Origin of the sequence: Sunxiuqinia indica (assembly GCF_009847015.1) — a bacterium.
In the GTDB taxonomy this organism is placed as follows: domain Bacteria; phylum Bacteroidota; class Bacteroidia; order Bacteroidales; family Prolixibacteraceae; genus Sunxiuqinia; species Sunxiuqinia indica.
Genome location: NZ_WVEM01000007.1, coordinates 31,341 through 47,455, shown reverse-complemented (window position 1 = coordinate 47,455; position 16,115 = coordinate 31,341). Strand labels below are relative to the sequence as shown.

The window sequence follows — 16,115 nt, the reverse complement described above, 5'->3', positions numbered from 1 at the left end:
AAGAATAAAGCTGAAACGACTTTATCCGATATTTGATGAATGACATGACACCAGATTAATCCAGGAAAAAAGCCACCCATTTTTATTTTGTTGGAAAGCATCGTTAGAGACTATTATAAGCTTATGGGGTTTTCTGTGTTCGTGTTTTAATCTTCGGCAAACATCAAGCCGGGAACACCCGCAACTCCATCAATAGCGACCTTGAAATCTTTCGTATAGTTTAACACAAATAAGCCACGATTCATATAACCTCCAAAACGGCTTACTCTATCAAAATAAAACTCCGCTTGATTGAGTTTCACTCGGTGGTAGCCCAAACACTCGTTAAAATCTTTTCCATAGTTAAACAATGCCGACATAAAATAAAAGGCGATATCGTATCCTTGAAAGCTAAATTGGTTTGGTTCAGCAGAAAAATTACTCCTGAAGTCTTCAATGAATCGGTTTGTGAAACTAGAATTGTAATCAACAAAGTAAGGACTCAACAAATGCAATTTGGTATGATGAAGATATTCCGGCTGAATACTGTGGTATCGCTGAAAGTTCGACATTCCAACCAAGGTAACCGGAAAATCTTCCGATAACGAATTGACATTGGAAATAGCCACACTTATCTGAGCCTCTGTTTCCGAGGGGATAATAAATACGTTTTCACGATCCTTACTTAATATTCGTCGCAATCCCCAATAGCCTTCCCGATTGAAATTATATTCGTGAAAGTGCACTTCGCGATCAGCATTTAGGAAGCCGTTCGAGAAAAATTTCTCGCGGCAAAGATCAACCAAAGTAGCTTCGGGCAAATGTTTGTACTCTCCCATTTCGAGCACGATTAAGTTTTTATTGAAATACTCTTCGCCTATAAAATCAGCTGTTTCCCGAACCAGATAGTCTTTAGTCGGATTCACCTTAAAATAGTAGGGATTATTGTCCTCAAAGTTACCCGACGAAGATAAAGGTGAAACCATTGGAATACGGTTTTTATATGCAAAATCGGCAACCGGTTGTTGAAGATTTGGAAACACGGGTCCAATAATCAGGTCGAGCTCACGAAACACATCCAGCTGCACCAGTGAATCAACAACTGCTTGCTCCTGGTTGGTATCAAAAACGTGTAGTTGGATCTTCATTCCAGCTTTCTGCAGGCTGTCAACTGCTAAAAGTACTCCTTCATAAAAATGAACAAAGTTCTCTGAGCGCGGATAAATAATCTCCTCATCCCTAATTTTAAATGTATCCTCCGGTAATTCATCCGAATCTTCAACCTGACTCATAAAGGCTTCATCCAGTAGCATTTCCTCTTTGGTCATTGGCACGCGATTCACCGTATCGTTTGCGGGAAGATAAAGCGGCAAAAGCAAAGCGACATCATATTCTTCATAGGCAGCCATCAAATCAGGCTTACAACTTTCGGGCACGCTCCTTGGGATAATTCTTACTGCCTGCTCTGATACTGCTACCTTATTCTCCGATCGTTCTATAAAAACTTCCTTATCAAGACTATCTTGTTTATCTGTCACCAACGGTTCCTGAGCGACAACATCAGTAATCAATATGGTTTCTCCGGCCATTAAGCCCCGGTAGTTGAGTACCGGATTTATTTTTTTGATTTCACTAATCTTTACACCATACTTATTGGAAATACTGTAAAGAGTTTCGCCACGCAAAACATGATGTTTTTGAAACTGACCGTCATTTAAAGGTTTTACGTCAAATTCAGGTAGCTTTTCAGAAACCGGAATTTTAATTCGCAGTCCCGCGAGCAACCCATTTTCAAGAGCGGGATTGTATTTTTCCAACACGTCGCGGGTAACATGATATTTGCGCTCCAAGCCCCAGAATGTTTCACCCGACTCAACCAAGTGAGTAAAGAAGCCACTTTGTGGAACTGTTTCCGTAGTCATACGGATCTCCTTCTCGGGAATTGTCAGCATCATGCCAATAGGAAGCCCCTTGTTCGCTTCTGGATTGGCATTCAATATTGATGCAATAGAAACACCGTATTTTTTTGAAATGGAGTACAACGTCTCATTTCCTTTTACCTGATGAGTTTTAACCCTGAATGTATCCTTGCTGGCTGCAACTCGTTTTTCCGTTTTGGCAGCTTCTCTTATTCGTTTCAAATCAGCTGCATCAGGAATTAGCAAAATCATTCTTTTCTGCAGTCCATCCTCCTCAACGTCCGGATTATACTTCAATATATCTTCTACTTCAACATCATATTTATTGGCTATAAAATGCAGCCCGTCTTTACGTTTTACGCGGTAAGTATGAAACGAAGGCAGTTCTTCTTTTTGCGCGGGAGACAAATTCTTATCCAACGAAGTTTCAGCTACCGGAATTTTTAATTCCTGTCCCGTTTTCAAGCCAAATATCAAATCAGGGTTTGCGCCAAGCAATTCTTTTTTATCAACAGCGTATGCTTCGCTCAGCGAAAAAATAGTCTCGCCTTTTACGACAACATGAATCACATATGTCTTTCCATCTTCTTGAATTCGACGTTCCTGAGCGTTAAGTTGAACACTAATAAAGAGTAGTAATATGAATGTTAAAAATCGAATATTCATGTGTTTAAATTCTGGTTGAGGCGGAAGATATTTCCAATCTCGCTACAAGTGATCAAAAATAAGATATTAAGTCCGATGTTTCAGACAAAAAACGGATTAAAAAAGTTTAAATTGTATTTGATTTTCGATAATTAGTATCTTTTAGCAGAAAAGTATTTCATGAATTGTGCCCGTTCATAAACTGCTACATGTTTGGGTGAGATGGCCAATTTACCTTTAAAGTCATTGATTTCAGTGTAAGCTTTGTCATCCATCCACTCGGCAATCTGCTCATTGAACTGAGTAATCATTTCGGCTCCTCCATTATACAAAACTGATGCAACCTGAACCGCACTGGCTCCAGCCAATAAAAATTTAATAGCTGTTTCGGCAGCATGTATACCTGTTGTTGCCGATAACGGACAATCAATTTTCGACGACAAAATACCTGTCCACCTTAATGGCAATAAATAATCGTTATCGTGGCTCAACACATCGGCACCGATCACCATTTCGTTTCTGATATCGATATCAGGAGAATAAAACCGGTTGAATAAGGTAATTCCAGCTACTCCGGTTTCCGATAGTTTTTTTACAACATTGCCAAGATTCGAAAAATAATGGCTGACCTTGATACTCACCGGGATTGAAACGACTTCCAATACCTTTTTAATGGTTTCAAAATAAAACTGTTCGTTGTGGTAACTGGTTTTGTAGACATCGGCAGGCAATAAAAACAAGTTTAGTTCCAACGCATCGGCTCCGGCTTCAGCAAGCTTTTGAGCAAACAACACCCAATCCGAAGCACTAATGCAGCTCACACTCGCCACAATCGGCACATCAACAGCCTCTTTAGCCTGCTTTATCAGATTGGTGTAATCCTTCAGATTCTCGTCCTTAATGATATAATCAAAGTAATCCAGGTATTCGGGATCGGGCTCCAAATCTCTGTTTTTTGTCAGCTCTTCTTGCAATTGAGTATCAATTTCTTCTTCAAAAATCGACTTTAAAACAATTGCTCCCGCACCAGCTTTGGCCAGCTTTTTTATTTGGTTCAAATCGGCAGTCATACTGCTGCTTGCTGCAATTACAGGGCTTTTCAATTCTAAACCAAAAAATTGAGTTTTAAGATTTGCCATAGCTTTGTTTGTTTTGATTGTTTTTATGAAAATGGGCTCGCCTTACTTTGCTTCTGCCTCTGTCTTTTCTTTGTCGGTTTTGCTTGCTGTTAATAAATACTGATGCATTCCGGCAGCAGCTTTTCGTCCGTCGCCCATCGCCAAAATAACGGTAGCTCCTCCCCGAACGATATCACCGCCAGCAAACAGCTCTGGCATCGAACTCTGCATCGTTTCCGGGTCAACGTCAATCGTTCCCCACCGACTGACCTTCAATTCCGGCAGCTCCGACGGCACAAGCGGATTTGGCGACACACCAATAGCAACTACCACAACATCAACGGGGATATCATACTCTGAACCTTCAATCACCACCGGACGTCGCCGTCCTGAAGCATCGGGTTCTCCCAATTCCATTTTCTGCACCCGCATGCGATTTACTCTTCCGTTTTCATCTGCAAAATACTCGACTGGGTTATTCAAATTCAGAAACTCGATCCCCTCCTCTTCAGCATGATGAACCTCTTCGACCCTGGCGGGCATTTCCTCACGCGAACGACGGTAAACAATCATTGCTCGTTCGGCTCCCAATCGCTTGGCTGTACGAACCGAGTCCATTGCTGTATTTCCTCCTCCAATCACAGCTATATTTTTGCCTTTTAGCACCGGCGTATCATAATTATCCTCGGCGGCATGCATTAGATTTACCCGCGTCAAATATTCGTTCGATGATAAAATACCGTTGTAATTCTCTCCGGGTAAATTCATAAAACGTGGTAGTCCGGCTCCGCTGGCTACAAAAAATGCTTGAAATCCTTCTTCTTTCAAATCATTAAAGGAAGCAGTCCGGCCAACAATAAAATTGCGCTCAAATTTCACCCCCATTTTTTGTAGGCTTTCCAGCTCAATATCAACAACTTTATTAGGCAAGCGAAATTCTGGAATACCATATTTCAACACTCCACCAACTTCATGCAGCGCTTCGAATACGGTGACATCGTAGCCCAGTTTTACCATATCGCCGGCAAACGACAATGAGGCCGGACCGGAACCAACAGCAGCCACTTTGATGTTATTTTCAGGAGCTGTTTCAGGAACGGAAATCGTATCGCTGTTTTGCTCAAAATCAGCCGCAAAACGCTCCAGAAATCCAATAGCAACCGGCTCCTTTTTTAGTTTTAAGGTATAAAAACAGTTCGCTTCGCATTGCTTTTCCTGCGGACATACCCGACCGCAAACGGCAGGCAACGCTGAAGTTTCTTTTAGTGCTTTTGCAGCTTCGAGAACTTCTCCCCGCTCAATATTTTTAATGAATTTTGGAATATTGATGCTAACCGGGCATCCTTCAATACAAGTTGGATTCACACAATCCATACATCTTGCAGCCTCAGCTTTGGCACTTTCCATATCGAGACCGAGATTAACTTCCCGATCCTGGTATTTAATCCGTTCCATCGGATCAAGCGAAGGCATCTTTACTCGTTGCAACGCAATCCGTTCCTTATTTTTAATGGCTTTGCGCAAATCAGCGCGCCACTCTTTTTCGCGTTCTATCTTCAGGTATTCTTCCATTCAAGTTGTCAGTTGTTCGTTTTCAGTCTTCCAATGAAAAATTATTCAACGACTTTCTCCCAAGCCTCTTTTTCCTGCTCTTTATATCCGCCAAGTCGTGCAATCAATTCATCAAAATCAATTTTGTGCGCATCAAATTCCGGCCCGTCAATGCAGGTAAATTTTGTTTGACCACCAACATTAGCACGACATGCGCCGCACATTCCTGTTCCGTCAACCATAATGGCATTTAAGCTAGCCTGAGTTGGAAGTTGGTATTTTTGGGTAAGCAGAGCTGTAAATTTCATCATCACAGCAGGACCAATTGCAATGCACTCATCCACATTCTCACGCTTGATCACTTTTTCAGCTCCTGTGGTCACCAGGCCTTTTTCGCCGTACGACCCATCATCGGTCATTATAATAACTTCATCCGACCATTGACGAATCTCTTCTTCTAAAATAATTAAGTCTTTATTTCTGGCTGCCAAGACAGTAATAACACGATTTCCTGCTTTTTTAAATCCTTCAACAATAGGCAATAGCGGAGCAATTCCAACTCCGCCACCACAAGCCAATACGGTTCCAACTTTATCAATATGGGTTGCTTTTCCCAGCGGACCTACCAAATCAAGAATGGTATCTCCCGGAGACATGTTGCACAAACGGGTTGAACTTACGCCAACTTTCTGAACCACCAAGGTAATTGTTCCGGCCAATGTGTCGGCTTCGGCAATGGTAAGCGGAATTCGTTCACCGTGTTCATCAATCCGTAAAATAATAAAGTGTCCGGGCTTTCGTGAACGGGCGATTCGCGGAGCGTGAACCACCAGTTTGACAACCTTTTCAGAGAATTGTTCTTTTTGAACTATTTTATACATGTTTATTTCGCCTCGTTATTTTCTTGCTCTGCAAAAATAATAATGTGCAACAACTCTACAGGCATTGTCTGTGTTTTTTACGAAACTTTATTGATTTTAATCATTGAATTTTGATTTCACATTAAACTCACACTAATTATTCGCCAAAATACGACAAAAAAAGCTGGCTCTGGCAGAATTCGCTTATATTTGAGGTTCGATTTTTTTTAACATGCAGTTTAAACATTACTCGATTTATAACGCAGTTTTTTCAATATGGCTCAGGAACTTATAATCGGACTTACCGAACACCGAACTTTCGGCAATATCTTTCAGGCTTTTTTAATTGAAAAAAAGGTCTCCTTTTACAGTATTGTGAAGCTGGTAAGAATGCATGACCTACCTGAACTGAACCTCAATGCATTTGAAGAAGGATTGGTTAAACTAACCAATCAGTACAGCGATGAAATGTTGTTTAAGAAATTTTCGAAGCAAAAAGAATCGAGCAAATTTTTTCAGCAACTGGATCAACGACTCTTTCAGGATCATATCAGTCCGTACATTGATAAGCACATGCGCCAAATTGCTGTTTTGCTGATGCAGCAAAAGACCCGTTTATTTTTCAAGCAGGCTAAGTATTCGAACCTATACGACGAGGACCGAATTGTTGTGCCTGAGCAATTTTCGCGTGCAACTTTTTGTTTCGAAAAAAATGAGGAAGCCACACGCTATTCGCTGGAAATTAAACATAGCCAGAGTAAAATCAATATTCTGCATAAAAACCTAACAATAGTTACCAGTCAGCCATGCAGTTTTGTGTGGCAAAACCGGTTATACCTGTTCCGGCATATTAGCGCGAAAAAGCTGGTTCCATTTTTAACAAAGGAATTTATCGCCATACCAAAGGCCGTAGAAGAAAAATACTTTGAAACATTTATCCTGAGCACCATAAGAGAATATCCGGTGCGAGCAATCGGCTTTTCGATTGAAGAACACGACAGCGACAAACATCCGCTGCTCTCGTTGGAACCCAATTTAAAGCTTGAACCTGTTTTCATCCCCAAGTTTAAATATGGCGACACGGAGTATTTGGCCAATAGTAAGTCGTCGGTATTTGTTCATCTCACAAAAGCAAACAACCAGTATTCATTTCAGAAATATAACCGCGACGAAAATTGGGAAAGGCAACAAATCCAGCTTTTAAAACAATTGGGGTTGAAAGAAAAAGATGGTTGCCTTTTCCCAAAACAGGTTGAGCTGCTGGATGATACCGATCGCTTATTTGAAATGCTGGCCTGGCTAACCAAAAATAAAGAAAAACTTGCCGGGCACGGATTTGAGCTACAGCAAAACCAGTTTGAAAAACGCTACTCAACCGACACGCAGGATTTACAGGTAGAGATAAAGACCAGTGAAGATTGGTTTGATATTTACGCCAAAGTTCGTTTTGGAGAATACGAAATTCCATTTATTAAGCTGAAACGAAATATTCTTAGCGGAATTCGGGAGTTCGAATTACCCAATGGAGAAATAGCGATACTACCCAAAGAATGGTTCACCCAATATGAAGATATATTACCTTTTGCGAAGCAAGATGGGCAAGCTTTAAAACTAAAAAAATACCACTACCAGCTGCTCCAGAAAAGATTGAAAGGAATTGATAAAAGTTTTTTTCAGCGCCTGGATAAAATTGGCAAAACAGCCTCGGAACCAATAACTGTTCCTGCCAATATACAAGCCAAGCTCCGCGCCTACCAGGAAGAAGGCTTTTCATGGATGTATCATTTATATGAACATCAATTCGGTGGTTGTCTCGCGGATGACATGGGCCTTGGAAAAACGCTTCAAACATTAACGCTTCTCTTAAAACTGAAACGCATGAAAAGGCAGATCATGGTGGCTGACCCAACTGAACCGGACGACCAGTTAAACATCTTTTCAGAGGAAAAAAGTGAAAAGGAACACGGGCAAGCGGCCTCACTGATTGTTATGCCAACCTCACTGATTCACAACTGGGAAAATGAGATCAAAAAGTTTACCCCGTCATTAAAAGCCTATAAACATGTTGGTATTCAGCGGAAGAAATCGCTCAATTTAAAAGGAATCCTGTCGTACTACGATATTATTCTGACTACCTATGGAACGGTTCGAAATGACTACGAACTCTTAAAAGAACAGGAGTTTTTTTACCTCATTTTAGACGAAAGCCAAAACATCAAAAACTCCGGTTCAAAAACGTACCAAACTATCAGCAAACTGAAGGCGAAACACCGACTTGTTCTGACTGGAACCCCTATTGAAAACTCGCTCTCAGATCTGTGGTCTCAAATCAACTTCCTGAACAAAGGGCTGCTTGGCAACCAAGCCTATTTTAAGCGCGAATTTATCACTCCTATCGAAAAAAAGAACGACCAGGAGAAACAGGAAAAATTGCAAACGCTAATCCGCCCCTTTGTTTTGCGCCGCAAAAAAGAACAAGTAGCCCGCGACCTGCCAGCGCTGACAGAGCAAATCCGATATTGCGGGATGTCGAAAGAGCAAAAAACATCGTACGAAAAGGAAAAATCCATCATTCGAAATAACATTCTGCAAAACATTGAAAAGGACGGCATGGATAAATCGGCCATTGTTATATTACAAGGGCTGACGAAGCTTCGCCAGCTTGCCAACCACCCTTCGATGCTGAACGATGACAGTGAAGCGGAGTCGGGCAAATTCGATGAAATATACAGAAGCTTGAAAAGTTTGATGGCCGAAAACCATAAGGTGCTGATCTTTTCCTCGTTTGTTAAGCACTTAGAATTAATCAAAGAAAAAATTGAATCAGAAAACTGGAAATACTCCCTACTCACCGGAAGGACAACCAACCGAAGTCAGGTTATTAAAAATTTTCAGGAAGATCCGGCAAACCGAATTTTCCTGATATCGCTTAAAGCAGGTGGAGTTGGGCTCAACCTCACATCGGCCGACTATGTTTTCATTATCGATCCCTGGTGGAATCCGGCTGCTGAGAACCAGGCCATCAACCGGGCACACCGCATTGGTCAAAACAAAAAAGTATTTGTTTACCGCTTTATTACCGAAGGTTCCATCGAAGAAAAAATACAACTACTGAAAGAGCGAAAATCGTCACTTGCCGAAAAATTTGTCAACTCCAACAATCCGTTTCAGGCGGTCACTCAAAAGGAAATCATCAACCTTTTCAATTAAAAAGTTGTAATAAAATAAGAACTGAAAAAACTCATCACTCACAATCAGAAAAAGCTTTAGTTTCGTAGCATCAAAACAAGAAAATATTCGTCATGAAAACTGCCTATTCGTTCCTGTTAATCGTCTTGATTTCAACCTTTACTTTCGCACAAAAGAAAGAGCTCACACTTAAAGATGCCATTGTCGGCAGCCGAAGTTATTTGCGCCCCGAACAACTAAAATCGCTGCAATGGAGAGACAACGAACACTATGTTTTGGTGAGCAATGATACACTTTTACAGTATTCGTGTAATAAGAATAATCCAGATGCCCTATTGACTTTATCCGACTTCCAGGAATTCTCACTTTCCAGATTCCCTGCGTTTAAGTTTATTGATTCACGAACCATTCAATTCCGGCACAGTCAACATCTGGTTCTTTTCAATATTGAGAAGAAAACTGTTTCCTTGCAATTATCTATCCCGGAGAATGCCGAGAACCTGTCTTTTTGTGAAACGTCAAAAACACTTGCATACACCAAAGGGCAAAACTTATTTGTGTTGAATAAAGACGGAGAAACGCAAATTACGTTTGATTCTGAAAAAGGAATTTTGAATGGACATTACGTTCATCGTCGTGAATTTGGCATTACCAAAGGGATTTTTTGGTCTTCGACAGGAAAACAAGTTGCCTTTTACCATAAAGATGAAAGCATGGTAAACGATTATCCACTGGTTGACTTTATGGCTCGCGAAGCGGAGTACACGCCAATAAAGTATCCGATGGCCGGAATGAAAAGCCACCAGGTTTCCGTTGGCATTTATGATTTGGAAAGCGGCAAAACCATTTTTTTAAACACAGGAGAACCCGATGAACATTATCTCACAAACATAAGCTGGGGACCAAACGACAAGTTTATTTACCTGGCTGAACTGAACCGTGGGCAAGATCATATGCAAATGAACAAGTACGAAGTTTCATCCGGTGAAAAAGTAAAGACCTTGTTTGAAGAAACAAGCAGCACCTATGTTGAACCGCAACACCCCCTTGTTTTTTCATCTTCAAATCCGGATCAATTTTACTATTGGACACGTAAAGACGGCTGGTTCCATCTTTATTTGTACGATACTTCGGGTAAGCAAATTAGGCAAATAACAAAGGGGAACTGGGAAGTCACAAACTTTTATGGAGCAGACAAAAAGTACGTTTATATTCAATCCACCAAAGAATCGCCGATTGAAAGACATTTATACAAGGTGAAAATTACAAATGGTGAAATCACCCGTTTAGATCGAGCAGCAGGAACACATCAAGCCAAGTTTTCATCCGACTTCAATCATCTACTTGATCAATGGGAAGCTTTCGATGTTCCGGGTCAAACGGATTTATCAACGTCTGAAGGGAAACTAGTTCGCACCATTAACAAAGCAGACAATCCTGTTGCTGATTTTCAATTCGGTAAAAATGAAATCATTACAATTAAAGCAAACGATGATTCAACGAATTTATACGGTCGACTGATTCTTCCTCCAAATTTTAATCAAACAAAAAAATATCCGACTATCATATACGTATACGGAGGTCCGCATGCACAACTAATAAACAATACATGGCACAATGATGTGCGATGGTGGCAATACTACATGGCATCGCATGGCTTTATTTTATTTACCGTAGATAGCCGCGGATCTGGAAATCGGGGCGCAGCCTTTGAAAATGTAATTCACCGAAATTTAGGGATTGCAGAAACGGCAGACCAAATGCGTGGAATCGAATATTTAAAAAGTCTGCCGTATGTCGATGCAAATCGCATAGGAGTTCATGGCTGGAGCTACGGTGGTTTTATGACACTTAACTTAATGTTGCGCCACTCTGAAACTTTCAAGGCAGGTGTTGCCGGTGGACCCGTAGTTGACTGGAGCATGTACGAAATTATGTACGGAGAACGCTACATGGATATGCCACAAGAAAATCCGACAGGATATCAGGAAGCAAATATGACCGAGCATGTGAATAGCTTACAAGGGAAATTGATGCTCATTCATGGTGCTCAGGACCCTACGGTAGTGATGCAACATAGTATGAAGTTTTTAAGAGAATGTGTGAGACAAAATAAACCTGTCGACTTTTTTACCTATCCCACTCATCCTCATAACGTGAGGGGAAAAGACCGTGTTCATTTGATGGATAAAGTTAGTCAGTATTTTCTGGACTACCTGTAGTAGATGAACTACAATAGTTGCTCGCCGATCGATTCTTTTTATATTCTACTCGAACCGAAGCACCTGAGGCCTGCGTGGTTGAAAGCTATAAAATTGTGTTTTTGAACGCTCATTCAACACTCCACCAAAAGCTCCAATATCTGCCGGATGACTTGGGAAATAAGACAAACGCAACTGTATTGTTCGGAACACCAGATTTTCGTTTCTTATTCGAACGCCGGCCCCAATTCCGGCATAATAGTTCTGATCAAAGATCAGGCTTTTATTGGAGCCGATTATTCCAAGATCAAGAAATCCAAAAAATGCAAAATTGAAGTCTAAAACATGTTTCGGAGTAAACAAAACCGACTCGATATTTAAGCTCAATCGTTGTTTTCCCGTTGCCGAATTGCTATTAAACCCACGAATTCCTCGTTCCCGAGACAAATACAATTGCTCTAAATCGAATCGTTTTAAACCAATTATATAATTTAGCTTTACAAATTGCCTGAAATTCTTTCTTCCAATTGTGTACAAACGCGAAATATAACTTCCGGTTAAATCAATCTGCCCTTGTTCGAATTTATGAGAATTAAAAAAACCGCCTATACCTGCCGAAGCAAATAAAAACGACGGACGATATTTGATAAAGTTTCCAGAAGAAAAATACAGATGAGAATACCAACGCTTAACAAATTCATTGTCATCAAACCCAACTACCCATTCATGCAGATATCCCTTTGGAATATCTTCGGTAATACCGTAGCTATAGATTAAATAGTCTCTGTAATAGCTTCGTTTTGATAAACTAATACTGGCGAGATAGAATTTTGAATTGGCGAAATACTGATTATTCATCGGGTCGGGCTCCGGACGTTCAAAAAAATGATAATAACGCATCCGTCCGGCTGCAACCAACTGACTGCTTCTATACGGCATTCCTTCATTTAGTTGAAAGGCATAACCACCCCATAAGTCATAGTGCCGATAATCCAATTCCAATTCATCGAGAATAATCGGGGAATCTTCAAATAGGCGATCCGCTCGCTTCCATCGAAGCAACTTCAATCCGCCTCCCCATTCAGTTGAAGATCGTAGAAATTCCTTTTCAAATTCGAACCCTATTCCTTTTCGCTTATATGTATTGGCGTATCCCAAGGAAATGTTTAAGAAATTACCTCCGATATTATTAATTTTATAGAACGTTTCGAATCCCACGTATGGCTCCCGATCGACATGCCCAACTATTTTTGCAGAAATCTGGTGTCCAGCCCCCCAAATGTTTTTGTTATACATTTCCAGGCTCGCCCCCTGCAATCCATTGACACTTCCACCAATTCCAAATGCAAAAACATCTTTCGTAAGAACGGTGAGATGGACCTGCTCTGTATTCAGAGAGTCTTGTCGAACCAAAAAACGCACATCTTTTATAAATGGTAATCGTCTTATAATCCGCTCATTGTCTAATACCTGCTCAACATTTAACGTATCCCCTCTTTGCACCAGAATATTTTTCCGTATAATTCGCTCATTTGTTTGGGTATGCAATTTATTGGCTGTTTGCCCAAGCCAAGTGTGACTTGTTCGGGCAGTATCCCTAAACGAAGGGCCAATAATATCTAACTGTTGAATCTGAATTGATGCAATGGTCTTCCCTTCAAGAAGGCTCATTTGAAAAAGTTCTACTTCAAGTTGGTTTTGATTCCTTTTCCCTTTCTGAGACACGAGGTTATTGTATACTAATCGCGTAATCCGATGTCGATAGGCCTTGTTTTTTAAGGAGTCATAAAATAGCTCCGTGCTACCGTCAAGATCCACGGAGTCTTCAATTTCTTCTTGAGCCACTACAACATTACTGCTCAAAAACAATCCGAAACACAAAATCAGTATTAAGTTACCCGGCCTAATCACAGTAGTATTTTTACACAATATTATCTTTTGTAAACGTTCAAACCTTAGTTGAATTATCATTTTAACTAGTTTTAACATTTACATAAATCGCTTTATTAATTTGCTTAAATTACTCTAAAAATCGAACTCGGAAGATACTTCAATAAATATTGTTGATGAAAAAAACGATTAGCAATTTTGTATTGAATCATCAGATTGAGGGTATTTTGTTATTAACTTTGCCGAACATGTCAAAATTCAAGAAACTATATAAAGAAAATATATATGGAATAATAGGAACCCTGCTTTTCCACATACTATTATTTAGTAGTTTCTTACTTGTCAATGTTAAGCCCAAAGGCGAAGTGAAAGAAGAACCAATCATTATTGACTTTTCTAACATCAAAGAATTGGAAGAACCGAAACCTGAAAAGCTGCAAGAAAAAAAACAAGACGAAAACACCCCTTCAACACCAAGCGAAATGGAGCAATTGGCATCCAGAAGTAACCGGGCCGTAAATGATGCGCCAACAAAAGATCCATTTTTCGACGAGGATTATCAGCGAGAAATCGCCGAAGCCCAAAAGCTTGTCGCAGATGTGAACAAACAACTGTCAAAAGAAGTAAAAGACATTGAAGAGTTTGTAATGCCTGAAGAAACCACAGAAGGGATGAACCCGGATTCGATAAAAAACACCATTTATTCGGGAGAAAGCAATATTCACTATTTTCTAGAGGATCGGTATCATCGCCGACTTCCGATACCCGTGTATCTGGCGCAGGATGGTGGCCTGGTTGTTGTAGATATTGTTGTAAACCGGCGAGGGCGAGTTATTGAATCAAATGTTAGAAATGAGAGGGATTTACAAGACCCGATGTTAGCCATTTATGCCAAACAAGCTGCAGATCGTACTCTTTTCAATTCAGACAACGCAGCGCCACCCCAACAAAAAGGTACAATTTCCTACACATTTGTAGCACAATAGTGGCCTACGTGAAGAAAAAACAAATATTTAACATCAATTAACAAATTTTTAACTCAAGTTAATGCTTTAGAGCATATCTTTGTAGTACGTTTTTTTTCATAAGTTTAGGTTTAGTTAGGTTAGTTAGTTTAGTGAGAAAAGGTAGGCCAGAGGGTCTACCTTTTTATTTTTAAACACAATCTCAGCCACCATACTCCTCAGAATCTCAGACTCGACAGCATCTTTAATATCAATTTTTTATTTCAAACTTTAGAAATTTACCCTCATTTTTGGAACACCCCATAATCTTAATTCATCATTCTATTTCTTCAGTTCATTATTGAGGAATTCAAAAGCTGTAGAAGTTAGTGGAACACTTAAGAAAATAATGAACGATTAATTGAATTAAATAAAGCAATAGCCACCCTTGAATACGAGCGTTCATTTGTTTTTTAAACATTTTATAGGGATATTTAATGCGGAAAACAGAGGTGCTGACTGTACCGTTTGGGTTTTTGCTTTAATGGCAGTGAATCGGCCTGTTCCATACATAAAAGAATTAAATAGAGAAAATGGTTAACTATACGAATGAAGAGCTTCTCAATGGAATTCTGAGGAATGATAATTTAATTCTCCAGTACATTTACAAAAACTTCTTTTATAAAATTAACTTCTTCATAAAAAAGAATAACGGAGATGATGAGGATTCGAATGATATTTTCCAGGAAGCAATTATTATTATCTATCGTAAGTTAAAAGCCAATGATCTTGTCCTTGATTGCTCATTCGAAACTTATCTGTACTCTGTATGCAGGTTTCTATGGCTGAAACAGCTCGAAAAAAGAAAAAACGAGCGTGAAAAAATTCAAGACAATCATGATTTCAATGAAGATATTTATGATACCAGTTTTGAAGAAACGGCAGATTTAAATGAAAAATACAAACTCTATCAAAAACATTTTAAAAATCTAGGCAAAGACTGCCAGAAGATCTTACAACTTTTTTTTGATAAGGTTCCCCTCAAACAAATAGCTCAGGTTATGGGGTACCAGAGTGAAAAATACGCAAAAAAGAGAAAATATAAATGCAAAGAGTACCTGGTAAAAAGTATTAAGCAGGATATCGAGTATAAAAAAATATTGGAAGACAACGCTTAACAATACCTTTAATTACCCAAAGACATTTTTATTTTCTATTCTCAATAAACGACCGTTTTTTATTGAAAAACATCGTACTACTTAGGGAACCACGTCCAATAATAACCCCAAAAAGAATATCTATTTAGAAGCAATACACACAAATTCTAAATTAAATTACGTCGCAAGGGGTTACCTTTTGCCTGTTTTAAGGATAAAAGAGTGAAAATGATAAAATACACGAACGAAGAATTTCTCACGAGATTCCGAGTTGACTTCTAATTCTACAGCAATTCTACAAGAACATTTACCCAAAGATTTCGGTAATAACGATCTGTTTTTTTAATGATTGTTTCTAACCAACCGAACTTCTCAAGTATAATTTTTGCTCGCTTTTTTTTAAACAAACAGTGTGATTTGACTGTAAAAATCAAAGAACGCCTAAAAACAATAGCCATTAAATGCTTGTGCTACGGGAAATTTTGTATAAACATCTCAAATAAATCCCGTAAAAAAAAATAGAAGAGGATATTGAAAATCAAAATTTTGGAAAGATGATACGTAAGAATAAAATAGAACTAATTGATAAGTACCTTAGCGGGGAGTTGACCGGCGAAGCGCTAAGCGAATTCAATGCACAACTGAGCTACGATTCTGAATTA

The 16,115-nt window shown here is 39.5% G+C and carries 9 protein-coding genes; 4 read left to right on the top strand and 5 right to left on the bottom strand.

Going from position 1 to position 16,115, the window contains the following annotated elements; translation table 11 throughout:
* Nucleotides 1-146 precede the first annotated feature (146 nt).
* The 4 genes from GR929_RS11695 to GR929_RS11680 form a co-directional block, all read right to left on the bottom strand.
* Nucleotides 147-2,564, bottom strand: coding sequence for a LysM peptidoglycan-binding domain-containing protein (locus tag GR929_RS11695; RefSeq protein WP_159520006.1), 2,418 nt, complete (start codon nucleotides 2,562-2,564; stop codon nucleotides 147-149).
* Nucleotides 2,565-2,695: 131 nt separating this feature from the next.
* On the bottom strand, nucleotides 2,696-3,682 hold the full coding sequence (locus GR929_RS11690; RefSeq protein ID WP_159520004.1) for a dihydroorotate dehydrogenase-like protein: 987 nt from the start codon (nucleotides 3,680-3,682) through the stop codon (nucleotides 2,696-2,698).
* 42 nt (nucleotides 3,683-3,724) lie between these two features.
* Nucleotides 3,725-5,233, bottom strand: coding sequence for an NADPH-dependent glutamate synthase (gene gltA, locus GR929_RS11685; protein ID WP_159520002.1), 1,509 nt, complete (start codon nucleotides 5,231-5,233; stop codon nucleotides 3,725-3,727).
* 41 nt (nucleotides 5,234-5,274) lie between these two features.
* Nucleotides 5,275-6,093: a sulfide/dihydroorotate dehydrogenase-like FAD/NAD-binding protein gene (locus tag GR929_RS11680; RefSeq protein WP_159520000.1), complete on the bottom strand. Its 819-nt coding sequence runs from the start codon at nucleotides 6,091-6,093 to the stop codon at nucleotides 5,275-5,277.
* A 255-nt stretch (nucleotides 6,094-6,348) separates the two neighbouring features.
* Between GR929_RS11680 and GR929_RS11675 the strand changes: the two genes are divergently transcribed.
* Nucleotides 6,349-9,282 carry a DEAD/DEAH box helicase gene (locus GR929_RS11675; RefSeq protein WP_159519998.1) on the top strand — a complete coding sequence of 978 codons (2,934 nt, stop codon included), beginning with the start codon at nucleotides 6,349-6,351 and terminating at the stop codon, nucleotides 9,280-9,282.
* 92 nt (nucleotides 9,283-9,374) lie between these two features.
* Complete coding sequence (locus GR929_RS11670) at nucleotides 9,375-11,483, top strand: S9 family peptidase (protein WP_159519996.1); 2,109 nt, start codon at nucleotides 9,375-9,377, stop codon at nucleotides 11,481-11,483.
* A gap of 45 nt (nucleotides 11,484-11,528) precedes the next feature.
* Here the strand turns inward: GR929_RS11670 and GR929_RS11665 are convergent, their stop codons facing one another.
* Complete coding sequence (locus GR929_RS11665; RefSeq protein WP_159519994.1) at nucleotides 11,529-13,433, bottom strand: BamA/TamA family outer membrane protein; 1,905 nt, start codon at nucleotides 13,431-13,433, stop codon at nucleotides 11,529-11,531.
* Between the two features lie 95 nt (nucleotides 13,434-13,528).
* Between GR929_RS11665 and GR929_RS11660 the strand changes: the two genes are divergently transcribed.
* Complete coding sequence (locus GR929_RS11660) at nucleotides 13,529-14,338, top strand: hypothetical protein (protein ID WP_159519992.1); 810 nt, start codon at nucleotides 13,529-13,531, stop codon at nucleotides 14,336-14,338.
* A gap of 551 nt (nucleotides 14,339-14,889) precedes the next feature.
* Nucleotides 14,890-15,474 carry an RNA polymerase sigma factor gene (locus GR929_RS11655; protein ID WP_159519990.1) on the top strand — a complete coding sequence of 195 codons (585 nt, stop codon included), beginning with the start codon at nucleotides 14,890-14,892 and terminating at the stop codon, nucleotides 15,472-15,474.
* The last annotated feature ends 641 nt before the right edge of the window (nucleotides 15,475-16,115 follow it).

Coding starts and splice junctions, on each gene's coding strand:
- GR929_RS11670 (WP_159519996.1), top strand. CDS start 9,375: ATGAAAACTGCCTATTCGTTCCTGTTAATCGTCTTGATTTCAACCTTT.
- GR929_RS11695 (WP_159520006.1), bottom strand. CDS start 2,564: ATGAATATTCGATTTTTAACATTCATATTACTACTCTTTATTAGTGTT.
- GR929_RS11675 (WP_159519998.1), top strand. CDS start 6,349: ATGGCTCAGGAACTTATAATCGGACTTACCGAACACCGAACTTTCGGC.
- GR929_RS11690 (WP_159520004.1), bottom strand. CDS start 3,682: ATGGCAAATCTTAAAACTCAATTTTTTGGTTTAGAATTGAAAAGCCCT.
- GR929_RS11655 (WP_159519990.1), top strand. CDS start 14,890: ATGGTTAACTATACGAATGAAGAGCTTCTCAATGGAATTCTGAGGAAT.
- GR929_RS11665 (WP_159519994.1), bottom strand. CDS start 13,433: ATGATAATTCAACTAAGGTTTGAACGTTTACAAAAGATAATATTGTGT.
- GR929_RS11660 (WP_159519992.1), top strand. CDS start 13,529: ATGAAAAAAACGATTAGCAATTTTGTATTGAATCATCAGATTGAGGGT.
- GR929_RS11680 (WP_159520000.1), bottom strand. CDS start 6,093: ATGTATAAAATAGTTCAAAAAGAACAATTCTCTGAAAAGGTTGTCAAA.
- gltA (WP_159520002.1), bottom strand. CDS start 5,233: ATGGAAGAATACCTGAAGATAGAACGCGAAAAAGAGTGGCGCGCTGAT.